The organism is Stutzerimonas azotifigens (genome assembly GCF_013522725.1).
In the GTDB taxonomy this organism is placed as follows: domain Bacteria; phylum Pseudomonadota; class Gammaproteobacteria; order Pseudomonadales; family Pseudomonadaceae; genus Stutzerimonas; species Stutzerimonas azotifigens_A.
The window spans coordinates 206,846-222,209 of the sequence record NZ_JAAMRF010000006.1 but is presented as its reverse complement, the minus strand read 5'-3'; the positions used below and the strand labels follow the sequence as shown (position 1 = coordinate 222,209).

At 61.2% G+C, this 15,364-nt stretch carries 18 protein-coding genes and 2 tRNA genes; 18 read left to right on the top strand and 2 right to left on the bottom strand.

The genetic code is table 11. The features are described from left to right. Window positions 1-13 precede the first annotated feature (13 nt). Window positions 14-934 (bottom strand): recombination-associated protein RdgC, encoded by a 921-nt coding sequence (gene rdgC / locus G7026_RS13460; RefSeq protein ID WP_181071421.1) that lies wholly within the window; start codon window positions 932-934, stop codon window positions 14-16. A 215-nt stretch (window positions 935-1,149) separates the two neighbouring features. Between rdgC and G7026_RS13455 the strand changes: the two genes are divergently transcribed. From G7026_RS13455 to G7026_RS13445, 3 genes are all read left to right on the top strand, one after another. Beyond that, a tRNA-Val gene (locus tag G7026_RS13455) sits at window positions 1,150-1,225 on the top strand. Window positions 1,226-1,239: 14 nt separating this feature from the next. Continuing rightward, a tRNA-Asp gene (locus tag G7026_RS13450) sits at window positions 1,240-1,316 on the top strand. Between the two features lie 266 nt (window positions 1,317-1,582). Then, a complete protein-coding gene (locus tag G7026_RS13445) occupies window positions 1,583-2,332 on the top strand; it encodes an FKBP-type peptidyl-prolyl cis-trans isomerase (RefSeq protein ID WP_258190268.1) in 750 nt (249 codons plus the stop codon). Between the two features lie 122 nt (window positions 2,333-2,454). Here G7026_RS13445 and suhB read toward each other — a convergent pair whose 3' ends face one another. Continuing rightward, entirely contained in the window at window positions 2,455-3,270 is an 816-nt protein-coding gene (gene suhB, locus G7026_RS13440; RefSeq protein WP_181071420.1) for a type III secretion system regulator SuhB, read from the bottom strand. 153 nt (window positions 3,271-3,423) lie between these two features. On the opposite strand from suhB, the gene trmJ reads away from it, so the two are divergent. The 15 genes from trmJ (at window position 3,424) to ispG (ending at window position 15,364) form a co-directional block, all read left to right on the top strand. Continuing rightward, window positions 3,424-4,197 (top strand): tRNA (cytosine(32)/uridine(32)-2'-O)-methyltransferase TrmJ, encoded by a 774-nt coding sequence (gene trmJ / locus G7026_RS13435; protein ID WP_181071419.1) that lies wholly within the window; start codon window positions 3,424-3,426, stop codon window positions 4,195-4,197. After that, entirely contained in the window at window positions 4,197-4,973 is a 777-nt protein-coding gene (gene cysE, locus G7026_RS13430; RefSeq protein ID WP_181071418.1) for a serine O-acetyltransferase, read from the top strand. Before trmJ ends, cysE begins: the two co-directional genes overlap by 1 nt. 134 nt (window positions 4,974-5,107) lie before the next feature. Continuing rightward, window positions 5,108-5,599 (top strand): Fe-S cluster assembly transcriptional regulator IscR, encoded by a 492-nt coding sequence (iscR, locus tag G7026_RS13425; protein ID WP_181071523.1) that lies wholly within the window; start codon window positions 5,108-5,110, stop codon window positions 5,597-5,599. A 30-nt stretch (window positions 5,600-5,629) separates the two neighbouring features. Continuing rightward, on the top strand, window positions 5,630-6,844 hold the full coding sequence (locus G7026_RS13420) for an IscS subfamily cysteine desulfurase (protein WP_181071417.1): 1,215 nt from the start codon (window positions 5,630-5,632) through the stop codon (window positions 6,842-6,844). Between the two features lie 45 nt (window positions 6,845-6,889). Continuing rightward, window positions 6,890-7,276, top strand: coding sequence for a Fe-S cluster assembly scaffold IscU (iscU, locus tag G7026_RS13415; RefSeq protein WP_008568055.1), 387 nt, complete (start codon window positions 6,890-6,892; stop codon window positions 7,274-7,276). A gap of 11 nt (window positions 7,277-7,287) precedes the next feature. Then, window positions 7,288-7,611 carry an iron-sulfur cluster assembly protein IscA gene (gene iscA, locus G7026_RS13410; RefSeq protein ID WP_181071416.1) on the top strand — a complete coding sequence of 108 codons (324 nt, stop codon included), beginning with the start codon at window positions 7,288-7,290 and terminating at the stop codon, window positions 7,609-7,611. A 7-nt stretch (window positions 7,612-7,618) separates the two neighbouring features. Continuing rightward, window positions 7,619-8,140 (top strand): co-chaperone HscB, encoded by a 522-nt coding sequence (gene hscB, locus G7026_RS13405; protein WP_181071415.1) that lies wholly within the window; start codon window positions 7,619-7,621, stop codon window positions 8,138-8,140. Window positions 8,141-8,180: 40 nt separating this feature from the next. Beyond that, on the top strand, window positions 8,181-10,043 hold the full coding sequence (gene hscA, locus G7026_RS13400; RefSeq protein WP_181071414.1) for a Fe-S protein assembly chaperone HscA: 1,863 nt from the start codon (window positions 8,181-8,183) through the stop codon (window positions 10,041-10,043). Window positions 10,044-10,049: 6 nt separating this feature from the next. After that, entirely contained in the window at window positions 10,050-10,388 is a 339-nt protein-coding gene (fdx, locus tag G7026_RS13395; protein ID WP_181071413.1) for an ISC system 2Fe-2S type ferredoxin, read from the top strand. A gap of 11 nt (window positions 10,389-10,399) precedes the next feature. Then, the gene (gene iscX, locus G7026_RS13390; RefSeq protein ID WP_181071412.1) at window positions 10,400-10,600 is read left to right on the top strand and encodes a Fe-S cluster assembly protein IscX; all 201 of its coding nucleotides are present in this window, start codon (window positions 10,400-10,402) and stop codon (window positions 10,598-10,600) included. A 234-nt stretch (window positions 10,601-10,834) separates the two neighbouring features. Beyond that, window positions 10,835-11,266, top strand: a complete 432-nt coding sequence (ndk, locus tag G7026_RS13385) for a nucleoside-diphosphate kinase (RefSeq protein ID WP_181071411.1) — start codon at window positions 10,835-10,837, stop codon at window positions 11,264-11,266. Between the two features lie 21 nt (window positions 11,267-11,287). Next, window positions 11,288-12,436: a 23S rRNA (adenine(2503)-C(2))-methyltransferase RlmN gene (gene rlmN / locus G7026_RS13380; protein WP_181071410.1), complete on the top strand. Its 1,149-nt coding sequence runs from the start codon at window positions 11,288-11,290 to the stop codon at window positions 12,434-12,436. An 11-nt stretch (window positions 12,437-12,447) separates the two neighbouring features. Continuing rightward, complete coding sequence (gene pilW / locus G7026_RS13375) at window positions 12,448-13,206, top strand: type IV pilus biogenesis/stability protein PilW (protein WP_181071409.1); 759 nt, start codon at window positions 12,448-12,450, stop codon at window positions 13,204-13,206. Further along, entirely contained in the window at window positions 13,203-14,249 is a 1,047-nt protein-coding gene (locus G7026_RS13370) for a RodZ domain-containing protein (RefSeq protein ID WP_181071408.1), read from the top strand. Before pilW ends, G7026_RS13370 begins: the two co-directional genes overlap by 4 nt. Window positions 14,250-14,251: 2 nt before the next feature. Then, window positions 14,252-15,364, top strand: a complete 1,113-nt coding sequence (gene ispG, locus G7026_RS13365) for a flavodoxin-dependent (E)-4-hydroxy-3-methylbut-2-enyl-diphosphate synthase (protein ID WP_181071522.1) — start codon at window positions 14,252-14,254, stop codon at window positions 15,362-15,364.

Genomic DNA, 15,364 nt, shown 5'->3' with positions numbered 1-15,364 from the left:
CAGGCTGGGTCGGTTAGATACCCTGGGGCAGTTCCTCACCGCCGAGCGCTTCGAACAGCGCCGGAAGGAATTCGCCGAACGTCATCATCATCAGGGTGAAGCTGGCGTCCTGCTGGCTCAGCGCGTCGTCGCCGCCGTCCTGCTCGGCCTGGTCTTGCAGCAGGTCCTCGAAGCGCAGGCGCTTGATCACCATCTTGTCGTCCAGGACGAAGGACAGCTTGTCCTGCCAGCCCAGCGACAGTTGCGTGACCTGCTTGCCGGCGCCCAGATGCTGCTGGATCTCGTCGCTGGTCAGGTCCTGGCGCTTGCAGCGCACTACGCCGCCATCCTCGTGAGTGTCACGCAACTCGCACTCGTCGAGCACGAAGAAGTCGTCGGCGGCCTTCTGCGCCTTGACCCAGTCGGTCAGCGTCGCGGCTGGGGCGATCTTCACGGTCAGCGGACGCACCGGCAGCGAGCCGATCGCCTCGCGCAGGGTGGAAAGCAGATCCTCGGCGCGTTTGGGGCTGGCGGAGTTGACCAGAATCAGGCCGCGCTCGGCATCGATGGCGGCAAAGGTGCCCGACTTGCGGATGAACGCGCGGGGCAGGAAGGCCTGGACGATTTCATCCTTGATCTGGTCGCGCTCCTTCTTATAGACCTTGCGCATCTGCTCGGCCTCGATCTCGTCGACCTTCTCCTTCACGGCGTCCTTGACCACGCTACCCGGCAGGATGCGCTCTTCCTTGCGGGTGGCGATCAATAGGAAACCCTGGCTGGAATGGACCAACGGCGCATCTTCGCCCTTGCCGAACGGCGCGACGAAACCATAGGTGCTCAGTTCCTGACTGGCGCAGGGGCGGGCGGGCTTGGCTGCCAGCGCGGTTTCGAGTGCCTCGACATCGAACGGGACATTCTGAGTGAGGCGGTAGACGAGCAGGTTGCGAAACCACATGGCTTGGGAAACTCCGGAGAAAGCAAAGCGCGCATTATTCCTATCGGGGCGGCATAGGCCAACCCTGATGACCTGCAAAGCCGAATGAATCTCTCTTTCGCTCTCTAGTAAAAGGCGTGTTTCCTAAGTCTTTGGAACTTCTCAAAATTTTTTTTCATCTGGGGGTTGCCAAGGTCGGGAAGCCTCTCTAGAATTCGCCCCACTTCGAGAGTGAAGGGTGATTAGCTCAGCTGGGAGAGCATCTGCCTTACAAGCAGAGGGTCGGCGGTTCGATCCCGTCATCACCCACCATCTTGAGGTTACGCGCAGCGGTAGTTCAGTCGGTTAGAATACCGGCCTGTCACGCCGGGGGTCGCGGGTTCGAGTCCCGTCCGCTGCGCCATATTAGCTTCCTGAGTCCACTGAACGCTCGGAAGTACAAAAAAGCGGCCAATGGCCGCTTTTTTCGTTTCAGTCCTCCTACCTTCCTTATGTGCGTTTTGTGCTGTTTGTCCTGTGCGTGATGTTTATTTCGCGCGCTGTCGCACTTCGTTTCCTTTGCAATGTCTTTACGCTTCCTGGTGCAGCGTGCGGTAGCCACGGTTCCGGAACGGCTGCTAAGCTCGAAACCTTTAAGGGCGCGTCCCTCCAGCGTAATAAGGAAACAGCATGAAGTTGAGACATCATCGTTTGGCGCCTGCGGTCGCATTGGTTGGCCTGGTACTGGCCGGCTGCGATTCCCAGACCAGTGTCAAACTGGACACTCCCGCGCAGAAGGCTTCCTACGGGATCGGTCTGAACATGGGCAAGAGCCTGTCGCAGGAGGGCATGGATGATCTCGATTCCAAGGCTGTCGCCCAGGGCATCGAGGACGCCATCGCCAAGAAAGATCAGCGCATCACCGACGAAGAGTTGATGGAGGCGTTCACTTACCTGCAGACCCGCGCTGAAGAGCGAATGGTCGCCATGAACAAGGAGGCTGTCGAGGCGGGCCGTAAGTTCCTCGAGGAAAACGGCAAGCGCGACGGCGTGGTCACTACCGAGTCCGGCTTGCAGTATGAAGTGGTGGAGAAGGCCGAGGGTCCTCAGCCGACTGCTGACGACGTGGTTACCGTGCACTATGAAGGTCGCCTGACCGATGGCACCGTGTTCGACTCCTCGATCAAGCGCGGCAGTCCGATCGATCTGCCGGTTGGCGGCGTGATCCCGGGTTGGGTCGAAGGCCTGCAACTGATGCATGTCGGCGAGAAGTACAAGCTCTACATTCCTAGTGAGCTGGCCTACGGCGAGCAGAGCCCGAGCCCGATGATTCCGGCCAATTCGGTGCTGGTGTTCGATCTGGAGCTGCTGGATATCAAGGGTCAGGAAGGCGACGAGCCGGCTGACCAGGAAGAGGAAGAGGCGCCTGCCGCGCAGTAATCGCTGCGGCACCGTCCGGCGCCCCGCTTTTGCGGGGCGTTTTTATTTGCGCCGATCGTTTCACTCGCCCAATAAAAAGCCCCGGCATGCCGGGGCTTTTTATTCTGTCGTGCGTCGTGGCCTCAGCGCTTGAGCGATGGGGTCAGGTGTGGCTGGATTGCAGTCAGGACGGCTTTGAAGCACTTGGTGTTGCCTGCGACGATCTGGCCTTTCTCAAGGAAGTCATGTCCCCCGTTGAAGTCGCTGACCAGGCCGCCGGCTTCCTGGATGAGCAGGGCGCCAGCCGCCATGTCCCATTCCGACAGGCCGAACTCCCAGAATGCGTCGTAGCGACCTGCGGCGACATAGGCCAGGTCCAGGCTCGCCGCACCGGCGCGGCGCAGGCCAGCAGTCTGGCCTACCAGGCTGCGGAACATGTTCAGGTAGCTGTCGAGGTTGTCCAGCTGTCCGTCGCGGAACGGGAAGCCAGTGCCGAGCAGGGCGCCTTCGAGGCTCTTGCGGCTGCTCACGCGCAGACGGCGGCCATTGAGGGCTGCGCCACGGCCGCGGCTGGCGGTGAATTCTTCCTGGCGAATCGGATCCAGCACCACGCCATGCTCCAGGCGTCCGCGATACTTGCAGGCAATGCTGACGGCAAAGTGCGGCACGCCTCGTACGAAGTTGGTGGTACCGTCGAGCGGGTCGATGATCCAGAGGTAGTCAGTGCCTTCGCCGCTGCCTTCGCTCAAGCCGCTTTCTTCGCCAAGGATGCCGTGATTCGGGTAGGCCTTGCGCAGTGCGTTGACGATGCTCTGCTCCGCGGCGCGGTCTATTTCGGTGACGTAGTCCTTCGCTTCTTTCTCGTTGACCGAGATCACGTCCAGGCGCTCGATGGAACGAAGAATCAGTTCGCCAGCGCCGCGGGCGGCGCGCAGCGCGATATTCAGCATGGGCTGCATGGATGTGTTTACCTGGTCGTTAAAGAAAGCCGGCAATTCTAGCAGAAAGCGTTGATTCATGAAGCGTGGCTGTGGCAGCGAAGTCGGGTTCGTGGCGCAGGCCGCAGGCGTTCCTGTAAGCTTTCGTTTCTTTTTTGCTTCGAGACTTTGCACTTGCTTGGGAATATACGCGTGGTACTGGTCAACACCAGTCACCCGGGCAATATCGGTGGCGCCGCCCGCGCCATGAAAAACATGGGGCTGAGCAAGCTGGTCCTGGTCGATCCGGTGGATTTCCCCAGCTCGGACGCGATCGCCCGCGCCTCGGGTGCGACCGATATTCTGGATGCCGCTCAGGTGGTCGGTACCCTGGAGGAGGCGTTGGTGGGCTGCACCGTCGCGCTGGGTACCAGCGCCCGGGATCGCCGGATACCCTGGCCGCTGGTCGATCCGCGCGAATGCGCGTCGCTCTGTCTCGATCAGGTTGCGGCGGGTGGCGAGGTGGCACTGGTGTTCGGTCGTGAGTACGCCGGGCTGACCAATGAGGAGCTGCAGCGCTGCCAGTACCATGTGCACATTCCGTCGGACCCTGATTTCGCCTCGCTCAATCTCGCGGCCGCCGTCCAGGTGCTTGCCTATGAGGTGCGTATGGCGTGGTTGGCGGCCCAGGGGCAGCCGACCAAGATGGAAAAGCTGGAGACGACGGCGATTCTCGACACCAAGCTGGTGACCAGTGATGAGCTCGAACTCTATTACGGGCATCTGGAGCAGACCTTGGTGGAGATCGGCTTTCTCGATCCGGAGAAGCCTCGTCACCTGATGCCGCGGTTGCGTCGCCTTTATGGTCGCAGCGGCATCACCAAGCTGGAAATGAACATCCTGCGGGGCATTCTTACCGAGACGCAGAAAGCCGCCCGCGGCGAACCCCACAAGCGGAGAAAAGACTGATGTTCGAACGCATGCGCGAAGACATCCAGAGCGTATTCCATCGTGATCCCGCGGCGCGTAATGCCTTTGAGGTGCTGACCTGCTATCCGGGGTTGCATGCGATCTGGATTCACCGCCTGGCCCATTGGTTGTGGGGCAACGACTTCAAGTGGCTGGGGCGGATGTTCTCCAATCTGGGGCGCTGGCTGACCGGTATCGAGATCCATCCAGGGGCTCGCATCGGTCGGCGGTTCTTCATCGATCACGGGCTGGGCATCGTCATTGGCGAGACGGCCGAGATCGGCAATGACGTGACCATCTACCAGGGTGTCACCCTTGGCGGGACGAGCTGGAACAAGGGCAAGCGTCATCCCACGCTGGAAGACGGTGTGGTGGTTGGTGCAGGTGCCAAGGTGCTCGGTCCTTTCACCGTGGGCGCCGGGGCGAAGATCGGATCCAATGCGGTGGTCACCAAGGCGGTGCCAGCAGGTGCAACGGCTGTGGGTATCCCGGGGCGCATCATCGTCAAATCCGACGATGAGCAGGAGGCCCGTCGCAAGGCGATTGCCGAGAAGATCGGTTTCGACGCCTACGGGGTCAGTCAGGATATGCCCGACCCCGTGGCGCGGGCGATCGGCCAGTTGCTTGACCATGTCCAGGCGGTTGAAGAGCGGCTCGAAGGCATGTGCGGTGCGCTGAAGGCCCTCGGTAGCGACTATTGTGCCAACGAGCTGCCGACCTTGCGCGAAGAAGACTTCGCCGAAGTGAAGGATCAGGGATCAGACGGCAAACCTTGATGTATCATGGCCGGCTGGCGCCGCGGTCGTTGCGTTGGTCCGTAAAGACCGAGTATTTCAATAGGTCTTATAGTTGATATAAATACTCGGAAATAGCATAATTGCGCCAAACCGTAATGCTTTGGTGCAAACCGATGCGATTGACTACTAAAGGCCGCTACGCCGTCACTGCGATGCTGGATCTGGCGCTGCATGCGCAGCATGGGCCGGTTTCGCTGGCCGACATCTCCGAGCGGCAGGGTATTTCCCTGTCATACCTCGAACAGCTATTCGCCAAGTTGCGCCGTGGCAGCCTGGTCACCAGTGTGAGAGGGCCGGGCGGCGGCTATCAACTGTCCCGCGCAATGGCCGGCATCCAAGTGGCGGAAGTGATTGATGCAGTCAACGAATCCGTCGATGCCACCCGTTGTCAGGGGCTCGGCGACTGTCATTCCGGCGATACCTGCCTGACCCATCATTTGTGGTGCGATCTGAGCCAGCAGATCCACGAGTTTCTCAGCGGCATCAGTCTGGCCGACCTCGTGCAGCGCCGTGAGGTGCAGGAGGTTGCAATGCGCCAGGACTTGCGCCGCGCGAACGGCCACGCACCGCAACTGGATAAGATCGAAACGTCCGCCATCGAGTGAGACGGGCGACCGCCTGATAGGAGATACCTGATGAAATTACCGATTTATCTCGATTATTCCGCTACCACACCGGTAGATCCGCGCGTCGCCGAAAAAATGATCGAATGCCTTACCCATGAAGGCAATTTCGGCAACCCGGCCTCGCGTTCCCATGCCTTCGGCTGGCGCGCTGAAGAAGCTGCGGAGAACGCGCGTCGGCAGGTGGCCGACTTGGTCAATGCCGACCCGCGCGAAATTGTCTGGACTTCCGGTGCCACCGAGTCCGACAACCTGGCGATCAAGGGTGTCGCGCATTTTTACGCCTCCAAGGGCAAGCACATCGTCACCACCAAGATCGAGCACAAGGCGGTTCTGGATACGGCTCGTCAGTTGGAGCGTGAAGGCTTCGAGGTCACCTATCTGGAGCCCGGCGAAGACGGTATCGTCACCCCGGCCATGGTCGAGGCGGCGCTGCGCGAAGACACCATTCTGGTCTCGGTGATGCACGTCAACAACGAGATCGGCACCATCAACGACATTGCCGCGATCGGCGAACTGACGCGTTCGAAGGGCGTGCTGTTCCATGTCGATGCCGCGCAGTCGACCGGCAAGGTCGAGATCGACCTGGAAAAGCTCAAGGTCGACCTGATGTCCTTTTCTGCCCACAAGACCTATGGCCCCAAAGGCGTAGGCGCGCTCTACGTTCGACGCAAGCCGCGCGTGCGCATCGAGGCGCAGATGCATGGCGGCGGACACGAGCGGGGCATGCGTTCCGGCACCCTGGCAACTCATCAGCTGGTCGGCATGGGCGAGGCCTTCCGCCTCGCCAAGCTGGAAATGACCCAGGAAAACGAGCGTATCCGCGCACTGCGTGACCGCTTCTTCAAGCAGGTCGAGCATCTGGAAGAGTTGTACGTCAACGGCAGCATGACCGCTCGTGTGCCGCACAACCTGAACCTGAGCTTCAACTACGTTGAAGGCGAGTCGCTGATCATGGCGCTCAAGGATCTGGCGGTTTCGTCCGGTTCGGCCTGTACCTCAGCCTCGCTGGAGCCGTCCTACGTGCTGCGTGCATTGGGTCGTAACGACGAGTTAGCGCATAGCTCGATCCGCTTTACCTTCGGTCGTTTCACCACCGAGGAAGAGGTTGATTACGCAGCGCAGAAAATCAGCGAAGCGGTGAACAAGCTGCGTGCGCTTTCGCCCCTGTGGGACATGTTCAAAGACGGCGTCGACATTTCCAAGGTCGAGTGGCAAGCCCACTGAGTCCTGTCGCGAAGCCGCATCGCCTGAATCAAAGAGGATTGCACCATGGCATATAGTGAAAAGGTCATCGACCACTACGAAAACCCGCGCAACGTCGGCAAGTTCGACGCCGAGGATCCGAGCATTGGCACCGGCATGGTCGGCGCGCCCGCGTGTGGCGACGTGATGCGTTTGCAGATCAAGGTCAACGAGCAGGGCATCATCGAAGACGCCAAGTTCAAGACCTACGGCTGCGGTTCGGCGATCGCCTCCAGCTCCCTGGCCACCGAGTGGATGAAGGGCAAGACGCTGGAAGAGGCCGAAACCATCAAGAACACCCAACTGGCCGAAGAGCTGGCGCTGCCGCCGGTGAAGATCCACTGCTCGGTTCTGGCTGAAGACGCGATCAAGGCAGCGGTTCGCGATTACCGCGAGAAGAAAGGGTTGCTCTGAAGGAGGTCTCGATGGCTATCACCATGACGCCCGCCGCGGCTCAGCACATTCGCCGCTCCCTTGACGGGCGCGGGCGAGGCGAGGGCATCCGCCTGGGTGTGCGCACCACGGGTTGTTCGGGGCTGGCCTATGTGCTCGAGTTCGTCGACGAGACGGCCGCCGAGGACAAGGTATTCGAGAACCATGGCGTGAAGGTCATCATTGATCCCAAGAGCCTGGTCTACCTCGACGGTACCGAACTCGATTTTGTGCGCGAGGGCTTGAACGAAGGCTTCAAGTTCAATAACCCGAACGTGCGCGGCGAATGCGGTTGCGGCGAAAGCTTCAATATCTGAGGTTGCTGTGGGTAATCCCTGTCACTTTGCGCTGTTCGATTTACAGCCCGCTTTCGAGCTGGACCTGGACAATCTTTCGGCGCGCTATCGCGAGCTGGCACGCGCGGTCCATCCGGATCGCTTCGCCGATGCCGACGAGCGCGAGCAGCGCCGGGCGATCGAACAGTCGGCCAACCTCAATGAGGCTTATCAGGTGTTGCGCAGTCCGACTCGTCGGGCACGTTATCTCCTGACGCTGCGCGGCCATGAGGTGCCGCTCGAGGCGACCGTTCAGGATCCCGAATTCCTGATGCAGCAGATGCAGTGGCGCGAGGAGCTCGAAGATCTGCACGACAGCGCCGATCTCGAGGGTGTTGCCGCTTTCAAGTCACGCCTCAAGCGTGCGCAGCAGCAGCTCAACGAAGCCTTCTCCCGGTGCTGGCAGGACGAGCAGGTGCATGACGAGGCCGAGCGCCTGGTACGGCGCATGCAGTTCCTCGACAAGCTGTCCCATGAAGTGCGCCAGTTGGAAGAGCGCCTCGACGATTAACTCGCGCTGCGCTCAGGCGCGCGCCCGATATTAGACAGACATGGCCTTACTCCAGATAGCCGAACCCGGGCAAAGCCCCCAGCCACACCAGCGTCGCCTGGCCGTTGGCATCGACCTGGGCACCACCAATTCCCTCGTCGCTGCTCTGCGCAGCGGTGTCACCGCGCCGCTGCCCGATGCGGATGGCGAGGTCATTCTGCCGTCCGCCGTCCGCTACCTGCCTGGAGCGGTCGAGGTCGGTCGTCAAGCCAAGCTGGCCGCCTCCAGTGATCCGCTCAATACCATCCTGTCGGTCAAGCGACTGATGGGGCGCGGTATAGGTGATGTCACCCAGCTCGGCGAGCAGCTTCCTTATCGCTTCAGCGAGGGGCAGTCCCAGATGCCCTTCATCGAAACCGTGCAGGGCGCCAAAAGCCCGGTGGAAGTTTCTGCCGAAATCCTGCGCAGCTTGCGCGAGCGTGCCGAAGCGGCTTTGGGTGGCGATCTGGTAGGGGCCGTGATCACGGTTCCGGCGTACTTCGATGATGCGCAGCGCCAGGCCACCAAGGATGCCGCTCGATTGGCGGGGTTGAATGTGCTGCGTCTACTCAACGAGCCGACCGCGGCCGCTGTCGCCTATGGGCTCGATCAGCAGGCCGAAGGGCTCGTCGCGATCTACGACCTGGGCGGTGGAACCTTCGATATCTCGATTCTGCGGCTGTCCAAGGGCGTATTCGAAGTGCTGGCGACGGGCGGTGACACCGCTCTCGGTGGCGATGACTTCGATCATGCGCTGGCGGCGTGGATTCTCCAGCAAGCCGGTGTCTCGGCAGACCTCGATCCAGGTGCCCAACGTGCGTTGCTCAAGGTTGCCTGTGATGCCAAGGAGCAGTTGAGCCAGGTCGGACAAGTGGAAGTCGCTTATGCCGGCTGGCAGGGCCTGCTTAGCCGTGAAGCGTTCAACGCTCTGATCGATCCGCTGATCGCCCGCAGTCTGAAGTCCTGTCGCCGTGTGGTGCGCGACTCGGGTATCGAGCTCGACGAAATTGGTGCGGTGGTGATGGTCGGTGGCTCGACTCGCGTGCCGCGGGTGCGCGAGCAGGTCGGCGAACTCTTCGGCCGCGAGCCGCTGACCAATATCGACCCGGACGAAGTGGTGGCCATTGGTGCGGCTATCCAGGCTGAAACTCTGGCGGGCAACAATCGTGGTGGCGACGAGTTGCTGCTGTTGGACGTCATTCCGCTCTCGCTCGGACTGGAAACCATGGGCGGGTTGATGGAAAAGATCATCCCGCGCAACACCACCATTCCGGTGGCCCGCGCCCAGGATTTCACCACCTACAAGGATGGCCAGACGGCCATGATGATCCACGTGCTGCAGGGCGAGCGCGAGCTGATCACTGACTGCCGTTCGCTGGCGCGTTTCGAGCTGCGCGGCATTCCGCCGATGGTGGCGGGTGCGGCGAAGATCCGGGTGACCTTCCAGGTTGATGCCGATGGCTTGCTCAGCGTATCGGCGCGCGAGCTCGCTTCCGGCGTGGAGGCGAGCATCCAGGTCAAGCCTTCCTACGGCCTGACGGATGGTGAAATCGCGAAGATGCTCGAAGACTCGTTCCACAAGGCTGACGAGGATATGGCCGCGCGCACCCTGCGCGAGCAGCAGGTCGATGCCCGGCGCCTGGTGGAGGCGGTCGATGCCGCGCTGCAGGCCGATGGCGAGCGGCTGCTCGACACGGAAGAGCGTGTGGCCATCGACGAGCAGCTCGAGCAGCTGCGTGTGCTGCTGGACAGCTCGGATGTCGATGCGCTCGAGCATCAGACCAGGCGGCTGAGCCAGATCACCGACGCTTTCGCCGCACGGCGCATGGATACCACCGTCAAGGCTGCCCTGGCCGGACGGCGGCTGAACGAACTCGAGGATTGACCCCTGATGCCCCAGATCATTTTTCTTCCCCACGCCGAGCACTGCCCTGATGGCGCGGTAGTCGAGGCACAAGCCGGCGAAACCGTGCTGGACGCGGCGTTGCGCAATGGCATCGATATCGAACATGCTTGCGAGAAGTCCTGTGCCTGCACGACCTGTCACGTCGTGATTCGTGAAGGCTTCGCCTCGCTTGAGGCGTCCGACGAACTCGAGGACGACATGCTCGACAAGGCCTGGGGGTTGGAGCCGAGTTCGCGCCTTTCCTGCCAGGCGGTGGTTGCCGATGAGGATCTGGTGGTCGAGATTCCTCGCTACACCATCAACCAGGTTTCCGAAGGGCATTGAGGAGCAAGGACATGACTCTCATGTGGGCGGACGTACAGGAAATCGCCATCCAGCTCGCCGAGCAGAAACCGGATATCGATCCGCATTACGTCAATTTCGTCGAGTTGCATCGCTGGGTAACCAGCTTGCCGGAGTTTTCCGATTCGCCGCAGCGAGGCGGTGAAAAGGTGCTCGAAGCGATTCAGGCTGCATGGATCGAAGAAGCCGGCTGATCTCTGATTTGCGACCCCTCGAACAGCCTACCGACAGGCGGCGCCGTAACCGCAGAGGTGGGCCGAAGCCGACCCCATGACCGAAGGGTTGGAGTTCGGCAAGCGGTCTTCGCCGCGAATGGACCAGGGTATGCGCATTCATCTAAGGTGCGCGGCCTCGCATTTAACCTGAACCCGCGTATAATCCGCGGGTTTAATTTTCCGCTTTAATAATCAGTATTCTGGAGCTTTTTCATGGCTGTCGAACGTACCCTTTCCATCATCAAGCCTGACGCCGTTTCGAAGAACGTGGTCGGTGAGATCGTCACGCGTTTCGAGAAAGCTGGCCTTCGTGTCGTGGCTGCCAAGATGGTTCAGCTGTCCGAGCGTGAAGCCGGTGGTTTCTACGCCGAGCACAAAGAGCGTCCGTTCTTCAAGGATCTGGTTTCCTTCATGACCTCCGGCCCTGTGGTCGTTCAGGTCCTCGAAGGTGAGGGCGCCATCGCCAAGAACCGCGAGCTGATGGGCGCTACCGATCCGAAGAAAGCCGACGCCGGTACCATCCGCGCCGATTTCGCCGTCTCGATCGACGAGAACGCCGTGCATGGCTCGGATTCCGAAGCCTCCGCAGCGCGCGAAATCTCCTACTTTTTCGCCGCCACCGAAGTGTGTGCCCGCATTCGCTGATCTCCGAGCGAGGGTGAATTCATGAGTGAATCGACCGGTAAAGTCAATCTGCTGGGTCTGACCCAGCCGCAGTTGGAAAGCTTCTTCGAGTCCATGGGCGAGAAACGCTTCCGTGCCGGTCAGATCATGAAGTGGATTCACCACTTTGGCGTCGATGATTTCGACGCCATGACCAACGTCGGCAAGGCCTTGCGCGAAAAGCTCAAGGCCCGCGCCGAAATCCGCGGCCCCGAGATCGTCAGCGAGGACATCTCGAGCGACGGCACCCGCAAATGGGTGGTTCGCGTGGCTTCGGGCAGTTGCGTCGAGACCGTTTATATCCCGCAGGGTGGTCGCGGCACGCTGTGCGTGTCGTCCCAGGCCGGCTGTGCGCTGGATTGCAGTTTCTGCTCCACCGGCAAGCAGGGTTTCAACAGCAACCTCACTGCCGCAGAAGTCATCGGCCAGGTATGGATTGCCAACAAGTCGTTCGGCTCCGTACCAGCCAAGATCGACCGCGCCATCACCAATGTGGTGATGATGGGCATGGGCGAGCCGCTGCTGAATTTCGACAATGTCGTGGCGGCCATGCAGATCATGATGGACGACTTGGGCTACGGCATTTCCAAGCGCAAGGTGACGCTTTCGACCTCCGGCGTTGTACCGATGATCGACGAGCTGGCCAAAGTCATCGACGTGTCGCTGGCGTTGTCGCTGCACGCGCCTAACGACGAACTGCGCAACACCCTGGTCCCGATCAACAAGAAATATCCACTCGAAATGTTGCTGGCAGCCTGCCAGCGTTACATTTCGAGGCTCGGCGAAAAGCGGGTGCTGACCATCGAGTACACCCTGCTCAAAGGCGTCAACGACCAGCCCGAGCACGCCTCGCAGATGATCGAGCTGCTGGCGGACATCCCCTGCAAGATCAATCTGATCCCGTTCAATCCCTTCCCCCATTCGGGATATGAGCGGCCCAGCAACAATGCCATTCGCCGTTTTCAGGACATCCTGCATAAAGCCGGGCACAATGTGACGGTGCGTACCACCCGCGGCGAAGATATTGATGCCGCCTGCGGTCAGCTGGTCGGTCAAGTGATGGACCGTACACGTCGAAGCGAGCGCTACATCGCTGTACGTGAGCTGCAGAGCGAGCCGGGTGCGGCGCATCTCGCTACGAACCGTTCCTGAGGGGGAAATCCATGTTTTCGCGCATTGCGCTGCTGCTTCTGCTTGCCGGTCTGCTCCACGGTTGCGTGTCCACGGGCAACGTCGATCCGATGAAAACCGCCGCCGGGCGAGACGAGGCGCGTGATGCCTACATCCAGTTGGGCATCGGCTATCTGCAACAGGGCGATACGTCGCGCGCCAAGGTTCCGCTGAGGCAGGCGCTGGATCTCGATTCGCGCAGCGCGGATGCGCATACCGCACTGGCCCTGGTATTCCAGACCGAGATGGAATACGAGCTAGCCGACAAGCATTACCGTGAGGCGCTGTCGATTCGCAGCGATCCTCGCATCCTCAACAACTACGGCAGCTTTCTTTTCGAGCGCGGACGTTACGAGGAGGCCATGCAGCGCTTCACCCAGGCGTCCGCGGATAATCTGTACACCGAGCGTTCCCGCGTGTTCGAGAACATGGGGCTGACGGCGCTCCAGCTGAAACAGCCGCAGGAGGCTGAGGCATACTTCGAACGTGCTCTGCGGCTCAATGCGCGCCAGCCCCGCGCACTGCTGGAGATGGCGATGCTGTCTTACCAGTCGAAGAACTACGTGCCCGCACGGGGCTACTATGAACGCTACAGCCGGTTGGCCGAGCAGAACGCGCGCAGCCTGCTGTTGGGTATTCGACTGGCGAACATCCACGATGACCGTGATCGCGCAGCGACGCTGGCACTCCAGCTGCGGCGCCTGTATCCGGGCTCGCCGGAGTATCAGCAATATCTTTCGGAGCAACGATGAAAGTTTCACAACCCGAAGCTGTTGTGCCGACCTCCGGCAATCCGGGCGAAACGCTGCGCCACGCGCGGGAAGCCAAGGGCTGGTCCGTTGCGGCGGTGGCCTCGCAGCTCAATCTTTCGGAACGGCTGATCGGCCAGATCGAAGCGGGCGATTTCTCTCAGGCACCGGGCCATACCTTCGCGCGCGGCTACGTGCGAGCCTATGCCAAGCTGGTCGGGCTCGATCAGACGCAACTGGTCGGCGAGTTCGATCGCTACACCGGCACCGATGCGAGCGGCAGCAGTGTCCACGCGCTTGGCCGCATCGAAGAGCCGGTCAGGTTGTCTCATAACGTGCTGCGTTTCTTCAGCTTCGTGCTGCTGCTGGTGTTGATTGGCGCCGGGTTCATATGGTGGCAGGACCAGTCTTCTCGAAATACCGGCTCGCCGGCAAGCTCATCGCTCGAGCACATCGAAGTGGAAGGTGCCGACGGCACGACGCAAATACATGTTTTCGACGAGCCTGAAGACCAAGCGGTCGAGGCGGGGCGCCAGAGCGAGGACATATCTTTGCCGTCGCTGGTTGGCCAGCAGCCCGACGCCGAAGGCGAGGCGCCGCTGGAGCTCAGTCAAGGCAGCGAGGCGGCCGAAGCGACTGTTCCCGAAGCCGATATCACCGCTGCACCGGCGAGTCAGGAGCAGCAAGACACAGCCGCGCCAGCGTCAGCGCCACCGGAAAGCGAGCCGGCTGCTTCAGACGCGGCTCTCGAAACTCCCGAAACGCCTTCTGCAACGGCCCAGGCTCCTGCGGCCGTGGCCACCGGAGAAGGGCAGCTGGAGCTGTCGTTCACGGCCGATTGCTGGACGCGAGTCATCGATGCCGATGGCCGCGTGCTGGTCAGTGCGCTGATCCGCGCCGGGACCACGCGTACCGTCACCGGTCGTGCGCCGCTGGACATCCACCTGGGATACGCCCGCGGAGCGCAAGTTAGTTACAACGGCGAATCCGTAAGCCTAGCGCCTCACCTGCGTGGCGAAACGGCACGCTTTAAGGTCGGACAATGAGCATGCATTCCGAGTCTCGTATCAAACGACGCCTGTCGCGCAAGATCTGGGTAGGCTCCGTGCCCGTAGGTGGGGACGCACCTATTGCCGTGCAGAGCATGACCAACACCGATACCTGCGATGTCGACGCTACCGTCGCGCAGATCAAGCGCCTGCAGGACGCCGGCGCGGACATCGTGCGGGTGTCGGTGCCCGACATGGATGCTGCCGAAGCCTTTGGCCGGATCAAGCAGCGTGCCGAACTGCCGCTGGTGGCCGACATCCACTTCGATTACCAGATCGCCCTGCGTGTCGCCGAGCTTGGCGTCGATTGCCTGCGCATCAACCCGGGCAACATCGGGCGTGAAGATCGCGTCAAGGCTGTGGTCGAGGCCGCACGTGATCGCGGTATTCCGATTCGGATCGGCGTCAATGCCGGCTCGCTGGAAAAGGACCTGCAGAAGAAGTACGGTGAGCCCACACCCGAAGCGCTGGTCGAGTCGGCGTTGCGCCATGTCGAGCATCTGGATCGCCTGAATTTCCCTGACTTCAAGGTCAGCGTGAAGGCCTCTGACGTGTTCATGGCGGTAGAAGCCTATCGACTGCTGGCCAGGCAGATCGAGCAACCGCTGCACCTGGGCATTACCGAAGCTGGCGGGCTGCGCTCGGGTACCGTGAAGTCCTCGGTCGGCCTCGGCATGCTGCTGGCTGAAGGTATCGGCGACACCATTCGCATCTCGCTCGCTGCCGACCCGGTGGAAGAGATCAAAGTCGGGTTCGATATTCTCAAGTCGCTGCACCTGCGTTCGCGGGGCATTAACTTCATTGCGTGCCCGAGTTGCTCGCGACAGAACTTTGATGTGGTCAAGACCATGAACGAGCTGGAAGGCCGGCTCGATGATTTGCTGGTACCGCTGGACGTAGCGGTGATCGGCTGCGTGGTCAACGGCCCTGGTGAAGCGAAGGAGGCGCATGTCGGCCTGACCGGCGGAACGCCGAACAACCTGATCTATATCGACGGCAAGCCAGCCCAGAAGCTTACCAACGACAATCTGGTCGATGAGCTGGAGCAGCTGATTCGGCGCAAGGCCGCCGAAAAGCTCGAAGCCGATGCGGCGCTGATCCTGCGCAGCTGA

Excerpts from the sequence above, each read along its gene's own strand:
- rdgC (WP_181071421.1), bottom strand. The coding sequence starts at position 934 with ATGTGGTTTCGCAACCTGCTCGTCTACCGCCTCACTCAGAATGTCCCG.
- G7026_RS13445 (WP_258190268.1), top strand. The coding sequence starts at position 1,583 with ATGAAGTTGAGACATCATCGTTTGGCGCCTGCGGTCGCATTGGTTGGC.
- suhB (WP_181071420.1), bottom strand. The coding sequence starts at position 3,270 with ATGCAGCCCATGCTGAATATCGCGCTGCGCGCCGCCCGCGGCGCTGGC.
- cysE (WP_181071418.1), top strand. The coding sequence starts at position 4,197 with ATGTTCGAACGCATGCGCGAAGACATCCAGAGCGTATTCCATCGTGAT.
- iscR (WP_181071523.1), top strand. The coding sequence starts at position 5,108 with ATGCGATTGACTACTAAAGGCCGCTACGCCGTCACTGCGATGCTGGAT.
- G7026_RS13420 (WP_181071417.1), top strand. The coding sequence starts at position 5,630 with ATGAAATTACCGATTTATCTCGATTATTCCGCTACCACACCGGTAGAT.
- iscU (WP_008568055.1), top strand. The coding sequence starts at position 6,890 with ATGGCATATAGTGAAAAGGTCATCGACCACTACGAAAACCCGCGCAAC.
- iscA (WP_181071416.1), top strand. The coding sequence starts at position 7,288 with ATGGCTATCACCATGACGCCCGCCGCGGCTCAGCACATTCGCCGCTCC.
- hscA (WP_181071414.1), top strand. The coding sequence starts at position 8,181 with ATGGCCTTACTCCAGATAGCCGAACCCGGGCAAAGCCCCCAGCCACAC.
- fdx (WP_181071413.1), top strand. The coding sequence starts at position 10,050 with ATGCCCCAGATCATTTTTCTTCCCCACGCCGAGCACTGCCCTGATGGC.
- iscX (WP_181071412.1), top strand. The coding sequence starts at position 10,400 with ATGACTCTCATGTGGGCGGACGTACAGGAAATCGCCATCCAGCTCGCC.
- ndk (WP_181071411.1), top strand. The coding sequence starts at position 10,835 with ATGGCTGTCGAACGTACCCTTTCCATCATCAAGCCTGACGCCGTTTCG.
- rlmN (WP_181071410.1), top strand. The coding sequence starts at position 11,288 with ATGAGTGAATCGACCGGTAAAGTCAATCTGCTGGGTCTGACCCAGCCG.
- pilW (WP_181071409.1), top strand. The coding sequence starts at position 12,448 with ATGTTTTCGCGCATTGCGCTGCTGCTTCTGCTTGCCGGTCTGCTCCAC.
- G7026_RS13370 (WP_181071408.1), top strand. The coding sequence starts at position 13,203 with ATGAAAGTTTCACAACCCGAAGCTGTTGTGCCGACCTCCGGCAATCCG.
- ispG (WP_181071522.1), top strand. The coding sequence starts at position 14,252 with ATGCATTCCGAGTCTCGTATCAAACGACGCCTGTCGCGCAAGATCTGG.